Annotated in this window: 20 protein-coding genes; 14 read left to right on the top strand and 6 right to left on the bottom strand. The window is 39.7% G+C overall.

Annotated features, from left to right (window positions below):
* Positions 1 to 108 precede the first annotated feature (108 nt).
* Positions 109 to 1,425: an adenosylhomocysteinase gene (ahcY, locus tag EZL74_RS00420; RefSeq protein WP_131474612.1), complete on the bottom strand. Its 1,317-nt coding sequence runs from the start codon at positions 1,423 to 1,425 to the stop codon at positions 109 to 111.
* Between the two features lie 136 nt (positions 1,426 to 1,561).
* Here ahcY and EZL74_RS00415 point away from each other — a divergent pair, with 136 nt between their 5' ends.
* From EZL74_RS00415 to EZL74_RS00390, 6 genes are all read left to right on the top strand, one after another.
* Entirely contained in the window at positions 1,562 to 2,191 is a 630-nt protein-coding gene (locus EZL74_RS00415; protein WP_131474611.1) for a 4'-phosphopantetheinyl transferase family protein, read from the top strand.
* On the top strand, positions 2,191 to 2,958 hold the full coding sequence (locus EZL74_RS00410; protein WP_131474610.1) for a geranylgeranylglyceryl/heptaprenylglyceryl phosphate synthase: 768 nt from the start codon (positions 2,191 to 2,193) through the stop codon (positions 2,956 to 2,958). The genes EZL74_RS00415 and EZL74_RS00410 overlap by 1 nt, the downstream gene beginning before the upstream one ends.
* Positions 2,951 to 3,568, top strand: coding sequence for a nicotinamide riboside transporter PnuC (gene pnuC, locus EZL74_RS00405; RefSeq protein WP_131474609.1), 618 nt, complete (start codon positions 2,951 to 2,953; stop codon positions 3,566 to 3,568). Before EZL74_RS00410 ends, pnuC begins: the two co-directional genes overlap by 8 nt.
* Positions 3,535 to 5,136, top strand: coding sequence for a DUF4301 family protein (locus tag EZL74_RS00400; protein WP_131474608.1), 1,602 nt, complete (start codon positions 3,535 to 3,537; stop codon positions 5,134 to 5,136). Before pnuC ends, EZL74_RS00400 begins: the two co-directional genes overlap by 34 nt.
* On the top strand, positions 5,126 to 5,527 hold the full coding sequence (arfB, locus tag EZL74_RS00395) for an alternative ribosome rescue aminoacyl-tRNA hydrolase ArfB (RefSeq protein ID WP_131474607.1): 402 nt from the start codon (positions 5,126 to 5,128) through the stop codon (positions 5,525 to 5,527). Before EZL74_RS00400 ends, arfB begins: the two co-directional genes overlap by 11 nt.
* A gap of 218 nt (positions 5,528 to 5,745) precedes the next feature.
* Positions 5,746 to 7,887, top strand: coding sequence for a TonB-dependent receptor (locus EZL74_RS00390; RefSeq protein WP_131474606.1), 2,142 nt, complete (start codon positions 5,746 to 5,748; stop codon positions 7,885 to 7,887).
* Positions 7,888 to 7,923: 36 nt separating this feature from the next.
* Here EZL74_RS00390 and EZL74_RS00385 read toward each other — a convergent pair whose 3' ends face one another.
* Positions 7,924 to 8,346, bottom strand: a complete 423-nt coding sequence (locus EZL74_RS00385) for a Rieske (2Fe-2S) protein (protein WP_131474605.1) — start codon at positions 8,344 to 8,346, stop codon at positions 7,924 to 7,926.
* Positions 8,347 to 8,507: 161 nt separating this feature from the next.
* Between EZL74_RS00385 and greA the strand changes: the two genes are divergently transcribed.
* From greA to EZL74_RS00370, 3 genes are all read left to right on the top strand, one after another.
* The gene (gene greA, locus EZL74_RS00380) at positions 8,508 to 8,984 is read left to right on the top strand and encodes a transcription elongation factor GreA (protein ID WP_131474604.1); all 477 of its coding nucleotides are present in this window, start codon (positions 8,508 to 8,510) and stop codon (positions 8,982 to 8,984) included.
* A gap of 2 nt (positions 8,985 to 8,986) precedes the next feature.
* Complete coding sequence (locus EZL74_RS00375; protein WP_131474603.1) at positions 8,987 to 9,376, top strand: HIT family protein; 390 nt, start codon at positions 8,987 to 8,989, stop codon at positions 9,374 to 9,376.
* Between the two features lie 69 nt (positions 9,377 to 9,445).
* The gene (locus EZL74_RS00370) at positions 9,446 to 10,585 is read left to right on the top strand and encodes a transglutaminase domain-containing protein (protein WP_131474602.1); all 1,140 of its coding nucleotides are present in this window, start codon (positions 9,446 to 9,448) and stop codon (positions 10,583 to 10,585) included.
* Between the two features lie 3 nt (positions 10,586 to 10,588).
* Here the strand turns inward: EZL74_RS00370 and EZL74_RS00365 are convergent, their stop codons facing one another.
* Positions 10,589 to 11,740: a sensor histidine kinase gene (locus EZL74_RS00365; RefSeq protein WP_131474601.1), complete on the bottom strand. Its 1,152-nt coding sequence runs from the start codon at positions 11,738 to 11,740 to the stop codon at positions 10,589 to 10,591.
* A gap of 195 nt (positions 11,741 to 11,935) precedes the next feature.
* On the opposite strand from EZL74_RS00365, the gene EZL74_RS00360 reads away from it, so the two are divergent.
* From EZL74_RS00360 to aat, 4 genes are all read left to right on the top strand, one after another.
* Positions 11,936 to 14,698, top strand: coding sequence for a T9SS-dependent choice-of-anchor J family protein (locus EZL74_RS00360; RefSeq protein WP_131474600.1), 2,763 nt, complete (start codon positions 11,936 to 11,938; stop codon positions 14,696 to 14,698).
* Positions 14,699 to 14,819: 121 nt separating this feature from the next.
* Positions 14,820 to 15,695: a flavin reductase family protein gene (locus EZL74_RS00355; protein WP_131474599.1), complete on the top strand. Its 876-nt coding sequence runs from the start codon at positions 14,820 to 14,822 to the stop codon at positions 15,693 to 15,695.
* A 2-nt stretch (positions 15,696 to 15,697) separates the two neighbouring features.
* Entirely contained in the window at positions 15,698 to 16,072 is a 375-nt protein-coding gene (locus EZL74_RS00350; protein ID WP_131474598.1) for a DUF3127 domain-containing protein, read from the top strand.
* Positions 16,073 to 16,159: 87 nt separating this feature from the next.
* Positions 16,160 to 16,801, top strand: a complete 642-nt coding sequence (aat, locus tag EZL74_RS00345; protein ID WP_131474597.1) for a leucyl/phenylalanyl-tRNA--protein transferase — start codon at positions 16,160 to 16,162, stop codon at positions 16,799 to 16,801.
* Between the two features lie 10 nt (positions 16,802 to 16,811).
* Here the strand turns inward: aat and EZL74_RS00340 are convergent, their stop codons facing one another.
* From EZL74_RS00340 to EZL74_RS00330, 3 genes are all read right to left on the bottom strand, one after another.
* A complete protein-coding gene (locus tag EZL74_RS00340; RefSeq protein ID WP_131474596.1) occupies positions 16,812 to 17,372 on the bottom strand; it encodes a DNA-3-methyladenine glycosylase I in 561 nt (186 codons plus the stop codon).
* The gene (locus tag EZL74_RS00335) at positions 17,362 to 18,012 is read right to left on the bottom strand and encodes a queuosine precursor transporter (RefSeq protein WP_131474595.1); all 651 of its coding nucleotides are present in this window, start codon (positions 18,010 to 18,012) and stop codon (positions 17,362 to 17,364) included. The genes EZL74_RS00340 and EZL74_RS00335 overlap by 11 nt, the downstream gene beginning before the upstream one ends.
* Before the next feature lie 93 nt (positions 18,013 to 18,105).
* Positions 18,106 to 19,467 carry a fibrobacter succinogenes major paralogous domain-containing protein gene (locus EZL74_RS00330; protein ID WP_161971673.1) on the bottom strand — a complete coding sequence of 454 codons (1,362 nt, stop codon included), beginning with the start codon at positions 19,465 to 19,467 and terminating at the stop codon, positions 18,106 to 18,108.
* A gap of 166 nt (positions 19,468 to 19,633) precedes the next feature.
* Between EZL74_RS00330 and EZL74_RS00325 the strand changes: the two genes are divergently transcribed.
* Positions 19,634 to 21,751, top strand: coding sequence for a M3 family metallopeptidase (locus EZL74_RS00325; RefSeq protein ID WP_131474593.1), 2,118 nt, complete (start codon positions 19,634 to 19,636; stop codon positions 21,749 to 21,751).
* Positions 21,752 to 21,777 lie beyond the last annotated feature (26 nt).

The following is a 21,777-nucleotide window of genomic DNA, read 5'->3' as shown; positions in this document are numbered from 1 at the left end:
TCAAGCGAAGTTGCTAAAGAAGGAATCAGGGTTAATGTGCATTCATATATTGCAATAAAAAACCCTCACATCACTGCAAGGGTTTTTTATCTGTAAGATTGTAAAATTTTAATATCTGTAATATTCCGGTTTGAATGGTCCTTTTACGTCAACACCAATGTAAGCTGCTTGCTCGTCATTTAAAGTCTCCAATTCAACACCCAATTTAGCTAAGTGTAAAGCAGCCACTTTTTCATCTAAGTGTTTTGGCAACATGTACACTTCGTTTTTGTAGTTGGCCGAGTTGTTCCATAATTCGATTTGTGCCAATGTTTGGTTGGTAAACGAGTTACTCATCACAAATGATGGGTGGCCGGTAGCACAACCCAAGTTCACCAAACGACCTTCGGCCAAAATGATGATGTCTTTACCGTTTACGTTGTATTTGTCTACTTGCGGTTTGATTTCAATTTTTGAAGCACCGTGGTTTTTGTTCAACCAAGCCATGTCAATCTCGTTGTCAAAGTGACCGATGTTACATACGATAGTTTTATCTTTCATTGCTTCAAAGTGCTTGCCAACAACAATATCTTTGTTTCCTGTAGTTGTGATGATGATATCAGCATTACCCACTACAGTGTCTAATTTTTTCACTTCAAAACCGTCCATAGCCGCTTGTAAAGCACAGATTGGATCGATTTCAGTAACGGTTACGATTGAGCCTGCCCCACGGAAAGAAGCAGCCGTTCCTTTACCAACATCGCCATATCCACAAACCACAACTCTTTTCCCGGCCAACATCACGTCAGTAGCACGGCGAATAGCATCAACTGCCGATTCTTTACAACCGTATTTGTTGTCAAATTTCGATTTGGTCACCGAATCGTTTACGTTAATAGCCGGCATAAATAAAGTACCGTTTTTCATTCTTTCGTATAAACGGTGAACTCCTGTAGTCGTTTCTTCTGATAAACCTTTAATTCCTGGTATTAATTCAGGGTAACGGTCAAATACCATATTGGTCAAATCACCACCATCATCCAATATCATGTTCAATGGTTTTCTTTCTTCACCAAAGAATAAGGTTTGCTCAATACACCAGTCAAATTCTTCTTCATTCAAACCTTTCCAGGCATAAACCTGAATCCCCGCAGCAGCAATCGCAGCAGCAGCCTGATCCTGAGTAGAGAATATATTACAAGAAGACCAAGTAACTTCAGCTCCCAAAGCAATCAAGGTTTCAATCAAAACAGCTGTTTGTATAGTCATGTGAAGACAACCGGCAATACGGGCTCCTTTTAACGGTTGGCTGGCACCATACTCAGCACGAAGAGCCATTAATCCGGGCATTTCGGCTTCTGCCAATTCAATTTCTTTTCTTCCCCAAGCTGCCAAGTTAATGTCTTTAACTTTGTAAGCTACAAAAGGTAATGTTTGTGTACTCATCTATTGTGTATATTTGTTTTATTAAAATGTGGCGCAAAATTAAGCAATAGAATAGAATTAAAAAAACGTTTTTTGTTTTTTTGTGAATTGTTGACCGACTTAATTTTCTGAAATACAAATAGATAATTTAATTCCCATGCCGTTACTAAGAATCACAGCCTTAAACGAATATACCCATCTGCTCGTTTGGAAAATTACTGAAACTTTCGATGAGCTTTTTACCAGTGTTGCGTTACGGGATGTATCGTTGGCCAGACTGGAAAGTATGAAAGCCGAAAGCCATCAAAAAGGGTTTTTGGGAGTGCGGAGATTGCTGATGGAAGTGGGTTACACCGATTATGATTTGTACTATGATAACTTCGGTAAGCCGCATTTGAAAGACGGGAAACATATTTCAATATCTCACTCCAATGATTTTTCGGTAATTGTACTGAGTGAAGAGAATATTGGAGCCGATTTGGAAATCTTAAAAGAAAAAACCCTGAAACTGGCACCGCGATTCATGGATGTTTCCCATTTGCAAAACCTGAATATTGAAGAGCAGTTGAAGAAAGCGACGGTGGTTTGGGGGATTAAAGAATCGGTTTTTAAGATAAAGAATGAAGTTGGCATCAGTTTCAAAGATCATATTTTTGAAAACGATTTTACACTTTCCGATAAAAAATGCAGTGTAGAGCTGCGGTTTAACAACAAGATAGAATGCTTTGATATTCTTTTCGATTTTATCGAAGACTATGTTTTTGTTTGCGCCTTTGAAAAGAAATAATGAAAGAAATCTACAAAACCATACTGGAAGCAAAATCCGGAAATCAAAAGCTATTAGCGATTCTTTTGGATCCGGATAAATTGGATTTGGAATCACTTGAACCGTTGATATCTAAAATCAATCAATCGCCGGCCACTCATCTTTTGGTAGGAGGCAGTTCGTTTTCCGGGACACATCTGGATGAATTGATACTGTTGCTCAAACAAAAAACAACCCTGCCGGTGCTTTTGTTTCCGGGAAATCCGTCGCAAATTTCAGCAGAGGCCGATGGGATTTTGTTTTTGCAACTACTCTCGGGAAGAAACCCAGAGTACCTGATAGAACATCAGATAAACGCTGTTCCTGTATTGGAAAAGACCGAATTGGAAATCATTTCCACGGGCTATCTTTTAATCGAAAGTGGAAGCAAAACGGCAGTTGAAAGAGTCAGTCAAACCAAACCCTTAGCCAGAAATAATCTGAATTATGCGGCTCAAATTGCCAAGGCGGGAGAGTTTATGGGAAACAAATTAATCTATCTCGAAGCGGGAAGCGGGGCACAAAAGTCTGTTCCCTCGGAGATGATTTCAAGGGTAGCTGAACGAATAACGATTCCGTTGATTGTAGGCGGAGGAATTCGCTCTAAAGGAGCAATAGATGATGCTTTCAGAGCCGGAGCAGATATGGTGGTCATCGGAACAGCTTTTGAAAATGACACTGGTTTTTTTGAAAAAAATGTTACAGATTCACAAGTCCTGAACCAAAAATCCCAAATCAAAAATGCTTGAATTTCTTTTTTCACAATACAAAAACTATCCTACTTATGAAATAGTATTGGAAGTCACAGCCATTGTTTTTGGATTGTTAAGCGTTTGGTATGCCAAAAAGGATAATATTTGGGTGTTTCCTACCGGTATCATCAATACGGCAATTTATACCTATTTGCTCTGGAAATGGTCATTGCTCGGAGACATGATGATTAATTTTTATTATGTGATAATGAGTCTCTACGGATGGTATCACTGGACCCGCAAGAAAGATGATGTGGCTGAATTTCCCATTTCCATCATGACCCATTTTGAAAAGAAGATGTCGGCACTGATTTTTACAGGAACAGTGCTTTTTGTAGTTGCGGTTTATACATTTTTCGATAAATTTACCCATTGGACTTCTTATGTCGATACTTTGGTTACGGGTATCTTTTTTGTGGGGATGTGGCTCATGGCCAGAAGGAAGATAGAGAACTGGATTTTATGGATAATAGGTGATGTAATATCAATTCCGATGTATTTTGTCAAAGGATATTCGTTTACGAGTATTCAGTATTTAATTTTTACAATTATTGCCATTTACGGCTATTTAGAATGGAAGAGCATTTTACAACAAAAGAAAAACTAGCAAAAAAATACGGATTCACGCAAGCCGATTTTGACCAGATTGAAGCACACGGAATTGCATTAGATAAGGTAGAAGGAGAGTTGTTGCTTTTTCAATCGGGCATCCCTAAGATTTCATTAGAGCGACCGGCCACAATTGGAGACGGTATCATAAAACTGTCAACGGAAGAGTTCGAGGAACAAGCGCGCTTTTTTGATGATAAGAAAGGCAGTCTAAAACTCAAAAAATTCGTTCCGGCTTCGGGTGCTGCTAGTCGTATGTTTAAATTTCTGAATGAATTTTTAAATGAATTTGACCACGAAAACGAAACCATCAATGCCTACATCAACAGAAAAAAAGATAAAAATCTCTCTATTTTCCTGGCGGGAATTGAAAAATTTCCTTTTTACGACGAAATAAAAGCTAAAATAAAATCACTTCACCCCGAATACTATTCGTTGGAAAGCCACGAAAAAAGTTATCGTTTTATCAAAACAATGCTGGCTCATGAACATTTCGATTTTGCCGGCAAACCCAAAGGAACTTTGGCTTTTCACAAATATGAAACCCATATTGCCACACCCGTAGAAGAGCACCTTAATGAATGTGCTTTTTATGCGAGCTCTAATTCGGTTTCAAACTTGCATTTTACCGTTTCCGAGAATCATGAATCCTTGTTTAATTCTATAATTGCTCAAGTAAAAGACAAGGTAGAGGCGAAATCGGGTACTAAAACCGAAGTGAGTTTTTCCTATCAATACAAAAGTACCGATACCATCGCGGTAGATATGCAGAACCAGCCGTTTCGCAATGAAAAAGGGGAATTGGTTTTCCGTCCCGGTGGTCATGGTGCTTTAATCAACAATCTGAATGCTTTGGACGCCGATGTGATTTTTATTAAAAATATCGACAATGTAATTCAGAATCATATAAAGGAAATTACACTCTACAAAAAAGGATTAGCCGGTATTCTGTTACACTTGCAGGAGCAGGTATTTAAAATATTATCTGATATTGACCAGCATTCAGTAACAGAAAACGACATTGAAACCATAGTGCATTTCATGCAACAAAAACTCAATATTGATATGTTGGATGATTTTCACAAATATACTTTAGACAATAAAATTGATTTCATCAAGAACAAACTTAACCGTCCAATGCGCGTGTGTGGTATGGTTAAAAATGAAGGCGAACCCGGAGGAGGACCGTTTTGGGTAAGAGGAGCAAAAGGCAATATTTCACTCCAAATTGTTGAAAGTTCTCAAGTGGATACCCACAATCCGGAGCAAGCGGCTATTTTGGCGAAAGCCACTCACTTTAATCCTGTCGATTTAGTTTGCGCCACTAAAAATTACAAAGGAGAGAAGTTTGATTTGCAACAATTTGTTGACCCAAGTACCGGTTTTATCGTTCACAAAAACAATAAAGGAAAAGACCTTAAAGGATATGAGCTTCCCGGACTGTGGAATGGCGCCATGGCCAAGTGGATAACAGTTTTTGTTGAAGTTCCCCTAGTAACTTTCAATCCGGTGAAAACGGTTAACGATTTACTGAAACCGGCACACCAACCGCAGTATGAAAACTGATGTGATTTTGACCGAACTTCAATTTAAAGCCGTCAGAAGTTCAGGAGCGGGAGGCCAAAATGTGAACAAAGTGTCTTCTAAGGTAGTTTTGACTTTTGATGTCAATAATTCCAAAGCTTTAAAAACAGAAGAAAAAGAATTGTTACACCATAAACTCGGGGCTAAATTGTCATCTGAAAACCTGCTGATTCTAAATTGCGATGAAGACCGAAGTCAGTTGAAAAATAAAACCATTGTCACCAAGCGCTTTTTGCAGTTGATTCAGCAATCGCTGGTGGTTCAAAAAAAACGAAAAGCAACTAAAATTCCGCGTTCAGCTATCGAAAAAAGAATCAAAGCCAAACGCAATCTGTCTGAAATCAAACAACAACGAAGAAAACCACACTTTTAACTAGGAACTTTAAAAGAAAGAGTTATATCTTTGCCGCGTCTCAAAGGGGTGCTCCAATGTGGGCTGAGATTATACCCAACGAACCTGGAACAGGTAATGCTGTTTAGGGAAAAATGACCAAAACGAAGTGCACGTCGTGGCGTTGTCATAGGAACAAATCAATTTTAATTTTTAATCGAAAGAATAATTACCCCTTTTATTCGTAACCTTTTTTACGAATGAAAACTTTATTTTATTTCAGCAAAAAGCAACAAGAAACAAGAAGCAAGATTATGATTTCTTTGCTCTTTCTTCTTGCCTCTTTCTTCTCTTTTTCACAGGAAAAAGTGCAAGACACTGTCAAAGTCAACCAACTCGATGAAGTATTGGTTTCTGCGGTTCGCGTTACTGCCAAAACCCCGGTTTCGTTCAGCAATTTGAGCAAAGAAGAAATCAAGTTGAGAAATTTGGGACAAGACATTCCTGTTTTGATGAATTATATGCCTTCAGTAGTTACCACTTCTGATGCCGGAAACGGTGTAGGCTATACCGGAATTCGCGTCAGAGGAAGTGATGCGACTCGCGTAAACATTACCATCAACGGAATTCCGTATAATGATGCCGAAAGCAGTGGAACGTATTGGGTCAATATGCCCGATTTTGCTTCGTCGGTTGAAAGCCTGCAATTACAGCGTGGCGTGGGAACTTCTACCAACGGTGCCGGAGCCTTTGGCGCCAGTTTAAACCTGCTTACCGATTCGTATTCCAAACAAAGTTCAGGTGAAATCTCGAATTCAGCCGGTAGTTTTAATACCCGAAAAAGTACCGTTAAATTCAGTACCGGTTTGATGAACGACCATTTTGAATTGGCCGGAAGACTTTCAAATATTAACTCACAAGGCTATATTGACCGTGCTTCTTCTGACTTGAAATCATATTTTTTGCAAGGGACTTACGTGGGCAAAACATCTATAATTAAAGCATTGGTTTTTGGCGGTACCGAAAAAACATACCAGTCCTGGAACGGTATTGATGGCGAAACTCTGTTGGATGACAGAACGTTCAATTCGGCCGGAATATTTACGGATGAATTCGGAGTTACTCGCTTTTACAATAATGAAACCGATAACTATCAGCAAGATCATTTTCAATTGCATTGGAACGAAAAAGTAACGGCAAGCTGGAGCATAAATACGGCTTTACATTATACCAAAGGAAAAGGATATTATGAAAATTACAAGGAAGATGCCGATTTTTCCGATTATGGATTAACGCCGGTTGACGGCCAAACTTCAACCGATTTGATTCGTCAAAAATGGTTAGACAATGATTTTTACGGACTTACTTTTTCGGCCAATTATAAAAAAAATCAACTCGATTTGATTATAGGTGGTGCCGGCAACAAATATGAAGGCGATCACTTCGGGAAAGTAATTTGGGCCCGATTTGCCTCTACCAGTGAGTTGGGGGATCATTACTATGATGATTACGGAGTGAAAACCGACCGCAATATTTTTGCGAAAGCCAATTATCAACTGACTGAAAAATGGAGTCTTTATGGTGATTTACAATACCGTCTGGTAAATTATAAGGCGAATGGTGTTCAGGCTGATTTTGTAAACGATACGTTTCGTTTTTTCAATCCCAAAGCCGGGTTGAACTACAATCTCAATACTAAAAATACCTTCTATTTTTCGTATGCCAAGGCTCACCGCGAACCCAACCGAACCGATTATGAAGGAGGAAATGCCAAACCGGAAAAACTGGATGACTTTGAATTGGGCTGGCGATTTGCTGCCGGAAAAGCTAAAATCAACACCAATATTTACTATATGGCCTATAAAGACCAATTGATTTTAACCGGAAATTTAGACGATGTGGGGAACCCTATTCGTTCCAACAGTGAAAAGAGTTATCGTTTAGGATTGGAAGTCGATGCTACTTACGCCCTTTCCAACAAGTTTATCATTCGACCGAATTTCACCATCAGCCAAAATAAAAATGTGGATTTGAACGTTTCCAATGTGCATGTCGGTACCAAAGATATCGCCTATTCGCCATCGGTTATTGCCGGAAATATTTTGGTGTACAAACCATTTGAAGGGATGCAGGTTTCGTGGCTTTCAAAATTTGTAGGAGAGCAATATATGAACAACATTGAATTGCCAGCCGCTAAACTGCCGGATTATTTTGTAAATGATTTTAATATTACCTACGAAATTAAACCTAACTCAATTTTCAAATCGATTGTTTTAACCGGTTTGGTGAATAATGTTTTAGATAAACAGTATGTTTCCAACGGTTACATGTGGGATGTTTATCCTTACTATTATCCGCAAGCTGGAATCAACTTTTTGGCAGGATTAACGCTGAAATTTTAATAATCGAAAAAGCCAGTCAAATTTGACTGGCTTTTTTTAAAAATTTGTTACATACAAATTATTGCCGCTAACATCTACCCGATATTGTTTCATAGGGTATTGCTGCCCCGAACTTTGACCTGAAAACAAACTATATACGGTGTTGTCACAACTGCAAGTTGCATTAATACCGCTTACGGTCATAGGTGAAGTACAAGAACTGAAGGACTGATTAGGGCAAGCCAAGTCGTAGGCCACATAACTGTTTCCGGCATTAAATACAACTATACCTCTGGCTCCCCATGAAGGGTCAACATAGGAATTACTGGGGTATTTCAGATGTTGAAATTGAGGTAAATCCATATTTATCTGCAGATTGACCGGATAATTCGGAATATTAGGATTGTTGTTATTAATTCGGGCGTTTTCACAACCCAGAACAATTACGGCTAATAGTGATAACATTAAAATCTTTTTCATCTTAAATTTTTTCTAATACTATGGTGAAACAAATTTAATTTAATTAACTTTGACAAACGTTAATAAGCGTGAACAAAATTTGAAATAAATTTAAATAGTATCTTTGCAAAAAGAAATCCCGTTGCGATGGGATTTTTTCTATTTATATAAAACAGGAAAACATGAGTACAGTATCGTATTACACCGCTGAAGGATTAAAAAAATTGAAAGACGAATTAGAACAGCTTAAGAGTGTTGAAAGACCCAAAGCATCTCAAGCTATTGCCGAAGCAAGAGATAAAGGCGACTTGTCTGAAAATGCAGAATATGACGCAGCCAAAGAGGCTCAGGGGCTTTTGGAAATGCGTATTGCCAAAATGGAAGAGTTGTACGCCAATGCACGATTGATTGACGAATCACAATTGGATTTGTCAAAGGCCTTAGTGTTATCCAATGTAAAAATTAAAAACCAAGCCAACGGTATGGAAATGAAGTATACATTGGTAGCCGAAAGCGAAGCCGATCTGAAATCCGGAAAAATCTCGGTAACTTCTCCTATAGGGAAAGGGTTGCTTGGAAAAAAAGTAGGAGAGATTGCTGAAATAAGCGTTCCTAACGGAAAATTAAATTTTGAAATTTTAGAAATCACCCGAGACTAATCATGGCCAGTCTTTTTACTAAAATAATAAACGGAGAAATTCCCTGCTACAAAGTAGCGGAAGACGAAAATTACCTCGCCTTCTTAGATATAAACCCAAATGCCAAAGGGCATACACTCTGCATTCCGAAACAGGAAATCGATAAGATTTTTGATATGGATGAAGCTCTTTATTTAGGGTTGATGAAGTTCTCCAGAAAAGTGGCTCATGCTATAGAAAAAACAGTTCCGTGCAAGCGGGTGGGAGTGGCGGTTATTGGGTTGGAAGTGCCCCATACCCACGTGCATTTAATTCCGTTGCACGATATGGACGATATGCGCTTTCAACGTAAAGTTGCTCTGACTCCGGAAGCCTTTGAGGAATTGGCAACTGCCATAGCTCAAAATATATAGTTTATGTCTAACAAAACAGAAGTTCCATTAGTTTAATTTAAATTAGTGGAACTTTTTTATTTGAGGTTTATGAAAAAAATACTGCAATTACTAGTATTATTGTCTTCCCATTTTATGTTTAGTCAATATGAAATAATTGATCAAAAAACAGATGAAATTCCGAAACAATATCAAAATAGCATTCCCGCAATTGCCAATTATATAAATCAAAATTTTACTTCGGAAGAAGACAAAGTAAGAGCCGCTTTTTACTGGACAGCCAACAACATCAGCTATGATGTGCCGGCTATGTATAAACCCAAAATTCAAACGGTTAAAGAGAAAATAGATGCTACGTTAAAAACCCGAAAAGGCGTTTGCATGCATTATGCCGAAGTGTTTAATGCAATAGTAAATCAATTGGGTGTGAAATCATACGTAGTTGATGGGTATACTAAACAGTTCGGTAAAATTGCAAACCTGTCTCATTCCTGGAACGCATGTAAAATAAACGGAAAATGGTATTTGTTTGATCCTACTTGGGGAGCCGGCTATGTTAAAGATGAGGTTTTTTATAAGAAACTGAACAATGCTTATTATAAGACAGACGCTGCCGATTTTCTGAAAACCCACATGCCCTTTGATTATATATGGCAACTGAACGAAAAACCCATCACCAATGATGATTTTTATCAAGATGTGACAGAGTCGGATTTGATTGCCAATCCGTTTGATTTTAATAGAGCTATTGCCGAGTTTGAAGGCTTGTCGGAACCCGACAGAATGGCGAAACAAATAGAACGCCTCGAAAAAACAGGCCTGAAAAATGATTTTATCAAGGAGAAATACAATGCTTTGAAAATGAATTTAGAAGGGTATAAAAACAACCAGAGTATTCCTAAATTAGAGCTGATAGTTTCTGAGTTCAATTTGGCCAATAAACTGCTGAATGATTTTATTGCTTACCGAAACAAAAGGTTTATGCCTTTGGTTTCTGACGAAAAAATTAGAGAAAAAGTGCAGGTTCCGTATAATAAATGGTTGTTTTGTCAACAGGAATTGGATAAGATTGTAGATGTCAGCAAAGAAAACCTCTACAATTTCAACTCTTTAAAAAAGACGGTGGCCTCGGCACAAAAAAGATTTGAAGAACAACTCAATTTTGTAAACAACTATCTCTCTAAAAGCACATCCGAAAGAGCTGCTTTTTTTACAGCAAGACGAAAGTAATCCTCAGACCGATTTTTTGAAAGAAACCTGTATGGTGGTTCCTTTCCCCAGCTCAGAATGAAGAACTTTGATTTTTCCTTTGTGATACTCTTCGACTATTCTTTTGGTTAAAGACAGTCCGAGTCCCCAACCTCTTTTTTTAGTGGTAAAACCGGGTTCGAAAACGCGTTTAAACTGGTTTTTAGGAATACCTTTTCCGGTATCGCTCACTAAAATTTTAACCAAATGATGATCCTCTTCAATCACTATTGATATTTTTCCTCTTCCTTTCATAGCATCAATAGCGTTTTTGACCAAATTTTCAACCGTCCAACTGTGCAAAATGGGATTCAGTAAAACCATGACAGGTTTTTGGGGAGCTTTAAAAGAAAATTCTACTTGCTTAGAGAATCTGGATTGTAAATAATCAAACGATTGTTCGGTTTCTTCAATGATGTTTTTAAGTTCAAGTGCCGGCTCAGAACCGATTTTCGAAAAACGGTCGGTTATGGTTTGCAGTCGGTTGATATCTTTTTCAATTTCGTTTACGGTAGTTTCATCAACATTGTCGGCTTTCATGATTTCGAGCCAACCGATTAAGGAGGATAAAGGAGTCCCGATTTGATGTGCCGTTTCTTTTGCCATCCCGGCCCAAAGCTTGTTTTGGGTGGCCATTTTGGTGCTTCTGTAAAAATTGTAAACCACAGCTGCAAACAAAAAGATAATCAATAGCAGCGCAATAGGATAGTATTTGAGCTTGGTTAACAAGGAGGAGTCACCATAGTATAAATTATGCGTTCTGCCTTCAGAAATTTGCATAATGATGGGTTCGTTCTGACTTTTCAGTTTTTGTAAAAAAGCATTTAGTTTAGCCTTGTCTTTTAGTATATCATTATCAATATTAATGGTGTTAATAATCGAATCCTTTTCGGTTACAATAATCGGAATGCTGGCTTCCTGAATGATTTGAAACGGAAGTTCAATATCAACATCCGCATTAGGGTCGGCACTGTTGATTTTCTTTTGTGCCAAAGCCCAATTCTGCATCTTGACCCGCTCTTCCTTTTTAAAAATCTGAAAAAAAGAATAGGTGTTCCACAAAATCAAACTCACGATGATGAATGAGGCCAAAATGATAACCCAGCGGGTAATGTTTCGTTTTTCCGAAAACTGCATGCGATTTACTTTTGGTTAAAAGTAATGAAAAAATGAAAAAGGCGGAAGTTTGTTTTACTAAACCAAAAATTAGAAGGGTGTTTCATTCTATTCAACTTAAAAACTTTTGATAATGTTGTGTTTATGAAAAAAAGATGAACGATTAAATAGTAATTTTATTATATTTACGAATCAAATAAATTAAAACCAGAATTTATGAAAAAAATTACTCTTTTGTTTTTTGTTCTTTTGGCGTTTGCTTCAAAAGGATATGCTCAATTTCCGCAAGGATTTGAGGGGGCTACTTTTCCACCGGCAGGTTGGACAAGTTTCAGAGGAACCAACGGGCTTGGAACCTTACAGGATTGGAAATTAACAACCGTTTCCGGTTATGTTTCGTCGGGTGCACAGGCTGCATTTGTCAGATACGAAAACGTAAGTGGAGGACTGGCAGAAGATTGGCTGGTTACCCCACAGTTTACAGTAACGGCCCCCAATGTTTTACTTGCTTTTTACGAAGCCCAAACCTATGATAGTGATTATGGAACAGAATATACCATAAGAGTATCAACCACTTCGCCTACAAATATTTCTTCATTTGTCACCATTGATACCAAAACCGAAGCAGATATACCTTTGACCATGACTCAACGCTCAGTGGATTTGTCGGCTTATTTAGGACAAACAATTTATGTGGCTTTTGTCATGACTCAGGACGACGGAGATAACTGGGCTATTGATGACGTTTCTTTAGAAGCGGATGTTGATGCGCCAACGTGTGCTGCGTTGACGGCGCCTGCAGACAATGCTACAGATGTAGCGGTAGGCCCACTGCTTAACTTGACATGGGACGCACCAACCACCGGAGATGCTCCGGCCAGCTATGATGTTTATTTTGGAACAGCCTTGCCATTGACGGTTGATGATTTATTGGGTAGCTTCACCACTACATCTGCTCAGGTAGATGTTTCGTCTTATGCAACTACTTATTATTGGACTGTTATTCCTAGAAATTTAGGCGGTCAGGCTACCGGTTGTGATACCTACAGTTTTACCACTGAATCTCCGTCAGGATCTGCTTGTTTGAGCGCGCCTTTCGGACAATATCCTTCTGATACGTTTTCTTCAACAGTATGTGACGGGGTTACGCCTGATGACATCACCACAGTAGGGTATGCCGGAGAATATTCGTTGATGAATGTAATGAATGGATTAACTTATGATTTCTCCAGTTCGGTTAGTACAGATTATATTACTATTAGTTCAGCTGATGCATCCACAGTATTTGCTTCAGGAGTAACTCCGGTTACTTGGACGGCAACTGCTGATATGGTAGTTCGTTTTTATACTCATGTGGATGACCAGTGTGGTTCTTCTGATTTAGATTTTAGAACTCGTTCAGTAACTTGTAGCGGGTTTACACTTGCAGCTCCTGATTGTGCTGTGATGACTTTCCCTGCTGATGGTGCTGTAGATGTTCCGCAAGGACAAACAGTTACATTTACCTGGGAGGCAGCCACTACAGGTGATGCGGCCAGCAGTTATGATGTTTACGGAGGTACAGCATTACCGTTAACGGCGGCTGATTTTATTGATACCTACACTACAACTTCGGCTGATTTTACTTTAACAGGTTATAACACTACTTTTTACTGGTTAGTGGTTGCTAAAAATTTAGCCGGAGAAGCTGTTGGATGTGTGCCTTTCAGTTTTACGACTGAGGCTGCACCAGGCTATTGTTTAAATGCTCCTTATGGTCAGTATCCTTTTGGAAGTACTTTTACAAATGACATTTGTGACGGAACAACCGCTCAGGAAATTGTAAGTAATGGATGGGCAGGAGAATACTCAAGCGTTAATGTTACAGGCGGATTGACTTATGAATTCATAAGTTCTATACCAACAGATTTTATCACTATCAGTGATGCCGGTGGTACTACCTCTCTTGCAGCAGGAGTTACTCCGCTTACTTGGACAGCCACAGCAGATGCTGTAGTGCGTTTTTACACTCATGCTGATGATCAATGTGCTACAAGTCAAACGTCCAGATCAAGATCGGTAATTTGTAGTGGTGTGACTGTATCAGCTCCTGATTGTGCTACGCTAACATTCCCGACAGACGGTGCAGTTGATGTTCCGGTAAATACTCCTATTACATTTACTTGGGATGCTCCAACAACGGGTGATGCCCCTGACAGCTATGACCTTTACGGAGGTATTGCTTTACCGTTGACGGCAGCTGATCTTATTGATAACTATACAACAACTTCAGCCGATTTATCGGTGCCACTGTATAATACTACATTCTACTGGATGGTGGTTCCTAAAAATTTAGCCGGAGAAGCTACCGGATGTCAAGTATTCAGTTTCACCAGTATGGCTGCTCCTGGATATTGCTTAAATGCTTATGAATATCCGGAAGGTGAAGTGTTTACTTCTACCGTATGTGACGGAGTAACTGAAGAGGAAATTGTTTCTGATGGATGGGCAGGAGAATATTCTTCTGTTAGCGTGGTTGCCGGCTTTACGTATGAGTTTTTAAGTTCTAACCCAACTGATTTTATTACCATCAGTGCGGATGGTGGTCTTACGGCTGCTGCTTACGGAACTACTCCGGTTACTTGGACAGCTACTGCTGATGGCGTGGTAAGATTCTACAACCATGCTGATGATCAATGTGGTGAGGAAGCGGCTGACAGAACTCGTTCTGTGATTTGTTTCGGAGACTTAGCAACACCAACATTTAACGCTAATAATTTCAAAGCGTATCCAAACCCTGTAAAAGATATCTTGAATTTGTCTGCAGAAACTACTATTTCTCAGGTTCAGGTTACCAATCTTTTAGGGCAGGTGGTACTTTCTAAAAACATAAATGCTACCCAAGGTCAAATCGATGTTGCTAACTTAGCATCCGGTACTTACTTGGTTAAAGTGTCTTCAGATGATTTGGTAAAAACCATTAAGGTTATCAAACAATAATCATTTTGTGATATTATAAACCGAAAGCCCCGCATAAGCGGGGCTTTTTTTGATAAATTAGTTTGAAATTTGAATATAAAACAAAACAGTTTATTGGTTATTTTTACCAAAAAAACAAATCATGCTTAGTTTCGAACCCCATACGCTGTCTCCGGCACAATTACAAGGTTACCTGCAAAGTGCCGTAGCACCCAGACCTATTGCGTTTGCCAGTACGGTTGACCAAAATGGCAAGCCCAATTTATCTCCGTTTAGTTTCTTTAATGTGTTCAGTTCTAATCCGCCTATATTGGTTTTTTCTCCGGCCAGACGCGTTAGGAATAACACGACCAAACACACATTGGAGAATTGTCAGGCTACCAAACAAGTTGTCATCAATGTGGTGAATTATGATATAGTACAACAAGCTTCATTGTCAAGTACCGAATACCCTGAGGGAGTCAACGAGTTTGAAAAATCAGGCCTGACCATGTTGCCTTCGGATATGGTAAAGCCATATCGTGTAGCCGAAAGTCCGGTACAAATGGAGTGTAAAGTCAATGAAATTATTGCTCTCGGAAACCAGGGAGGAGCCGGTAATTTGATTATTTGCGAAGTAGTAAAAATTCATATCAATGAAGCAGTGTTAGACGAAAAAGGAGCCATAGACCAAAATAAAATCGATTTGGTTTCCCGTTTGGGAGGCAATTGGTATTCCCGTTCCAATCAAGGGCTGTTTGAAGTCGAAAAACCCCTGACTACATTAGGAATAGGAGTAGACAAAATCCCCGATTTCATTAAGAAAAGTCCTGTTTTTGACGGAAATGATTTGGGTAAATTAGGAAATGTGGAGGCGTTGCCAACACAAGAAGAAATTACTATATTTGTACAACAAAATTTTGCTGTAAAAGCTGTTTTAAGTTCGGATGATGAACAAAAAATACACCGCAAAGCAAAAGAATATCTGAATAATAATGAAGTCCTTTCCGCTTGGAAAATACTTTTAGCAAATCAATAATTATGGAAGTTACCGGAAAAATTAAAGTGATTAATCCTGAGCAACAGGTGAGTGCCAGTTTTAGAAAAAGAGAATTAGTTGTGGCTACTGAAGAGCAATATCCGCAGTTTATCAGCATCAATTTTGTGCAGGATAAATGCGACTTGCTAAACAACTATCATGTAGGGGAAGCGGTAAAAGTTTCTATTAACTTAAGAGGTAGAGAATGGGTAAATCCGCAAGGAGAAACCAAATATTTCAACGACATTCAAGGTTGGAGAATTGAAAAATTACAAGCTGAAGCACCTGCTGCAGGAATGGCTCCTATGCCTCCGGCAGAAGCATTTGCACCGGCCACTAATTTTAACGAAGAAGAGCACGACGATTTGCCGTTCTAATAGCTAAAAACAATCAACTTAAAAAAGTCAGAAGTTAGAATCAGGTTCTAGTTTCTGGCTTTTTTACTAAATGAATAAACGCTTTCCATGTACTTTTTAACCAAAGACCTGTACTTTCCTCCTGTTGAAGAGGCTTCCTTTGAAGGAGTGTTGGCAGTAGGAGGGGATTTATCTGTTGAACGATTATTATTGGCTTACCGCAATGGTATTTTTCCGTGGTTTAATGAAGATGAACCTATACTTTGGTGGGCACCGCCGGAGCGTATGGTTGTAGTTCCTGCCTTGTATAAAGTTCCTAAAAGCATCCGCAATCTGATCAACCGCAATCTGTTTCAGGTTACATTCAATCAGAATTTTAAAGAAGTAATAACCAATTGCCGTGAAATTGAACGTCCCGGTCAGGAGGGAACCTGGATTTCCGATGACATTATTGCATCTTACACCCAACTGCACGAATTGGGTTTTGCCCGATCAGTTGAGGTGTGGCAAAACGGCGAATTGGTTGGCGGGTTATACGGCGTTGACTTGGGACATGTTTTTTGCGGAGAGAGTATGTTTTCTAAAGTGTCCAATGCCAGTAAGATTGCGTTTGTGGCTTTAATAAAAGAGCTCAAAGAACGAAACTATAAACTCTTGGACTGTCAGTTGCACAACGATTATTTAGAGCAGCTGGGGGCTTTTGAAATATCTCGCGATACTTTTATGAAGGTTCTGAAATATGTCGACTGAAATCTGTGGCCTACTTTCGTTTCCAACAATCCTCTACGTGATCATTTACCATGCCGGTAGCTTGCATGTGCGCATATACTACGGTTGAACCCACAAACTTAAATCCGCGTTTTTTCAAATCTTTACTGATGGCATCCGAAAGCGGTGTGGTTGCTTTTATATCACTCAGTTTTTTAATGTTGTTTTCAATGGGTTTTCCTCCGGTAAAATTCCAAATGTATTTAGAGAAACTTCCAAATTCTTCCTGAACATTCATAAACGCTATAGCATTGGCAACCGTTCCTTTTATTTTCAGGCTGTTTCTGATGATGCCGGCATCTTGCATTAGTTCGGCTATTTTTTCCTCGTTGTATTGGGCAATTTTTTTGTAGTCAAACTGGTCAAAGGCCTCTCGGAAGTTCTCTCTTTTTTTCAAAATGGTATACCAGCTCAACCCGGCCTGAAAAGTTTCAAGTACTAAGAACTCAAACAGCTTGTCGTCGTCATACACCGGATTTCCCCATTCGTTGTCGTGGTAATCGCGGTACAAATCATCTTTTTCACACCAGGCGCAGCGTATTTTATTTTCCATCTTTGGCAATGTATTTATCAATTAAGTTATGACCTAAATATATCATAGGAGTCATCAAAACAGCTATGGCAAGTTTTACCGAATAGCCCGTCATGGCCGAAAGGAAAAACGTCTGCGTATCCATGATTCCCGGAACCCAAAATGCTATGCCCAGCACTATAAAACTGTCAAACAATTGGGAAATAACAGTTGATCCGGTGCTTCGCAGCCATATCATTTTATGCCCGGTCTTTCGTTTAAAAAAATGAAAAATGCTCACATCAATCAACTGCGAAATTAAAAAGGCCGTGATGCTTCCCACTATGATTAATTGGCTTTGGCCAAAAACCGCATTAAACTGTGCACTCGTAACAGTGCTGATTCCCGTTGACGGAATTTTCATAGCAAAAAATAAAACAATAAATGTATAGGCAATCAAACAGGCTGTGATGATTGAAAGTTTCCGTACACCTTTTTCACCAAAATATTCATTGATTAAATCGGTGCTGACAAAAACCACCGGCCAGGGCAAAATGCCTATGCTCATTACAGCCGGACCTACATCTATCAGTTTTCCGCCAATCAATTCGGCCACTACGGCATTGGTAATGAATATTCCTGCCAACACCACATATACGGTGTCTTTTCTCGAATGAAACATAAGCAATTCGTTTTACTGTTCTTCCAAAGATAAATTATTTTACAAAAAAACCCCGTTAAATAACGAGGTTTAAATTGTAGGGTATATTTTCAATTAGTCTTTTACTAATCTTACCGAAAAACCATAATTTTTATTAATTGGGGCATTTGATATAGTAGTGTTGTCACTGTACAATCCGGCACACCATGAACTGCTCAGATTGTATTCGTTTGAAGACCACCAATAACCAATAGTGCCAAGGTTTCCGAATGTTCCGTTCGGTAAAACATTACCGCCCGGCAAGGCTGTGAAACCGCTTGAGTTTACAGCACCGGTATTTGGACTTTGCCAGTGTAAAGGCCCTGTCTCTTTCAGTAAACCTCCGGCTGTTTGTGCTCCGCCAAGATAAGTCGTAACCGAATTCCAGTCACTGTTTGTTGGTACGTGCCATCCGGTAGGGGCTAGTTTTTTGCGTTGAGCAGGGTCAGTTTTCGAAGCAGTGTTCCATATTCCCGCAACGGCATACCAGTTGTATAATTTAGCGTAAACCACCCCATTGCTGGTCTGGAAAGCATAGTAACACCAAGCTCCGGTTGTTAAATTAGCCCAGTCTGAGGCATTTTGTACCTGTGGGATAGGAGTTCCGTCGGTGTATTGGGTAACATTCAGGTTAGAAGTCGTCCATTCTTTACCACTCAAAATAACCGAATTGTAATGATTGCCGTCTATATCATTCACGCCGTTACCTACTGTGTATAACAACGGGCTGGTGGTAAATGAAAACTCATTTCCATAAGCTGTTCCTTGTGAGTTGGTAGCGTAAGCTTTTACATAATAAGTGGTATTAGGACTTAAGTTAACAGCATTGCTGGTGAAAGCACCTAAACCAATTCCGTTAGAAGACATTCCGATGTTGATAAGAATAGTCGGATCCGGATTTAAACCCCAAACGATACCGCGACTCGTAACCGGAGAGACTCCTGAACTGGTTACGTTACCACCTGAAACAGCCGAATTGGTCGTAACATCAGTAACCGAAGTAGTAGTCAGTACCGGAAGATCAGCCGGATTGATCAATGTTTTAAAACTGATTTCATTCCCATAAGCCGTACCGTAGGCATTAACGGCATAAGCACGAATGTAGTAGGTTGTATTCGAATCTAAATTCAACACGGCACTGCTGAAAGCTCCTGCTCCCGAACCGTCCAATGTTTTGGTTGTCAATTGAGTCGTCGGATTCGGTAATTTGCTCCAAACCACACCTCTCAAAGTTACCGGTGAACCTCCGTCAGTAGTGATGTTTCCACCGCTTGCCGCCGTATTCATAGTGATGGCTGTAACGGTATTGGTTACCACCGTCGGAGCTGTAGGATGTATCGAAATATCCGGAACCGGGTTGGCAAATTCACTGTCGGTAGAACAGTTGGTAAAGGTAACTATGGTTAGTAACGCTAGTAATTGTTTGATGTATTTCATAAACAGTAGTAATTTAATTCGCGATAATTCATCGTTAGGAACGGTCCTCACAAGAAGAATTCGCAAACAAAAATAGAAAAATAAATCATTATTCATGAGTTTGTTTCAATAAAAGACAAATGACATACAAGCTTTTTAATTACTTTTGATGAAATACATGTAACTAATGAAAAAAATAATTTTAACCTTGCTTATGAGTGCCCCCTTTTTAGCACTAGATGCACAAAACAATCCCAATCCGTTCCTCAAAAACTGGAGCGGCCCCTATGGTGGTGTTCCTGCTTTTGCAGAATACAAACTCAAAGATTTAAAACCGGCTATCGAAGCGGCCATCGCCGAAAAACTTGCCGAAATCAATGCGATTGCCAATAATCCTAAGCCTGCCACGTTTGACAATACCATAGTCGCGTTAGAAAAAGCAGGGAAAAAACTGAGTCAAATCAGAGCGGTGTTTGATATTTACGGGTCTAATTTAAGCACTCCCGAGTTTGCTCCGATAGAGTCTGAAATGACGCCTAAATTCTCCGAACTATCCAGCAAAATGTATCAAAACAGCAAACTGTTTGACCGCATTGCGGCTGTTTATAATGCGCCTGAAAAAAGTAAATTAAACTCAGAACAACAGCGTTTGGTTTGGTACTACTATTCCAACTTTGTGCGCGAAGGCGCCAAAGCCAGTGCCAAGAACAAAGAGCGTATTGCCGTGATTAATCAGGAATTGGCAAGCTTGTTTACCAAATTCGGTCAGAACCAATTGGCCGATGAAAGTAATTATTATTTAGAATTAACAACAGATGCCGATTTTGACGGATTGCCCGAAGAGTTAAAAAATGCCGCCATCTCTGATGCCAGAGAACGAAAATTAAACGTCATGGGTTGCATTGCCAACACCCGTTCTTCCATCGAACCGTTTTTGACGTTCTCTAACCGCAGAGACCTGCGCGAAAAAGCCTTTCTGATATTCGTAAACCGCGGGGATAATGACAATGCCAATAACAACAATGCCACTTTAGTACAAATCCTGAAACTGCGTGCCGAGAAAGCAAAATTACTGGGCTTTAAAACCTTTGCCGATTGGAGTTTGTCTAACACCATGGCGCAATCGCCTCAAAAGACCTTAGATTTAATGATGTCGGTTTGGAATCCTGCCATAGAAAAAGTACACCGCGATGTAGCCGAAATGCAACAAATTGTAGATGCCGAAGGTGGTAATTTCAAGATTGAGCCTTGGGATTACCGCTATTATGCCGAAAAAGTGCGCAAAGCCAAATACGATTTAGACCAAAACGATGTAAAGCCATACCTGCAATTAGAAAAATTGCGCGAAGGCATGTTTTGGGTAGCAGGTGAGTTGTTTCATTTGAATTTCAAACAAGTCAAAAATGTACCGGTGTACCATCCTGATGTGCGCGTGTTTGAGGTATCTAACAAAGATACCGGTAAAGTAGTAGGCGTATGGTATTTTGATCCGTATGCCCGTGCAGGCAAACGTTCCGGAGCCTGGATGACCGCTTACCGCGAGCAAAGTAAAGTCGACGGCAATGTGATTACCATAGTCTCCAACAACTGTAACTTCATCAAAGGTAAAGAAGGCGAGCCTATCCTCATTTCGTGGGAAGATGCCAGCACCCTGTTCCATGAGTTCGGACATGCCCTTCATGGGTTGTGTTCCAATGTTACCTATCCGAGTTTATCGGGCACCAATACCCCAAGAGATTATGTTGAGTTCCCGTCCCAAATTTTAGAGCGTTGGTTGGCCACTCCCGAAGTCTTGAACCGATTTGCCCTGCATTACCAAACCGGTAATCCTATGCCAATAGCTTTGGTAGAGCGCATCGAAAAAGCAGCCAGTTTCAACGAAGGGTTTTCTACCGTAGAAACCATTTCCAGTGCTTTGGTTGATATGAAACTCCACTTATTGGAAAACGCCGATATCGACCCGAAAGAATTTGAAAAAACCACTTTGGCCGAACTACACATGCCGCGCGAAATTGTAATGCGCCACCGCATTCCTCAGTTCGGACACATATTTTCCAGCGATGAATATGCTGCGGGCTACTATGGTTATTTGTGGGCCGATGTCATCAGTGCAGATGCTACCGAGGCTTTCACCGAAGCCAAAGACGGCATGTACGACAAAACAGTCGCCAAGAGTTTATACGATAACGTATTCAGCATCGGCAACACCATCGATCCCGAAATAGCCTATAAAAAATTCAGAGGCAGAAGCGCCAATTCAGATGCCCTGATGCGTGCTCGTAATTTTCCGATTACCAAGAAGTAATAGGTAACCCCTAATATGCAAAAACC

It is taken from the genome of Flavobacterium silvisoli, from assembly GCF_004329815.1.
Taxonomy (GTDB): Bacteria; Bacteroidota; Bacteroidia; order Flavobacteriales; family Flavobacteriaceae; genus Flavobacterium; species Flavobacterium silvisoli.
Note: the sequence above shows the minus strand (reverse complement) of the source record. Positions and strands in the feature narration are given on the sequence as shown.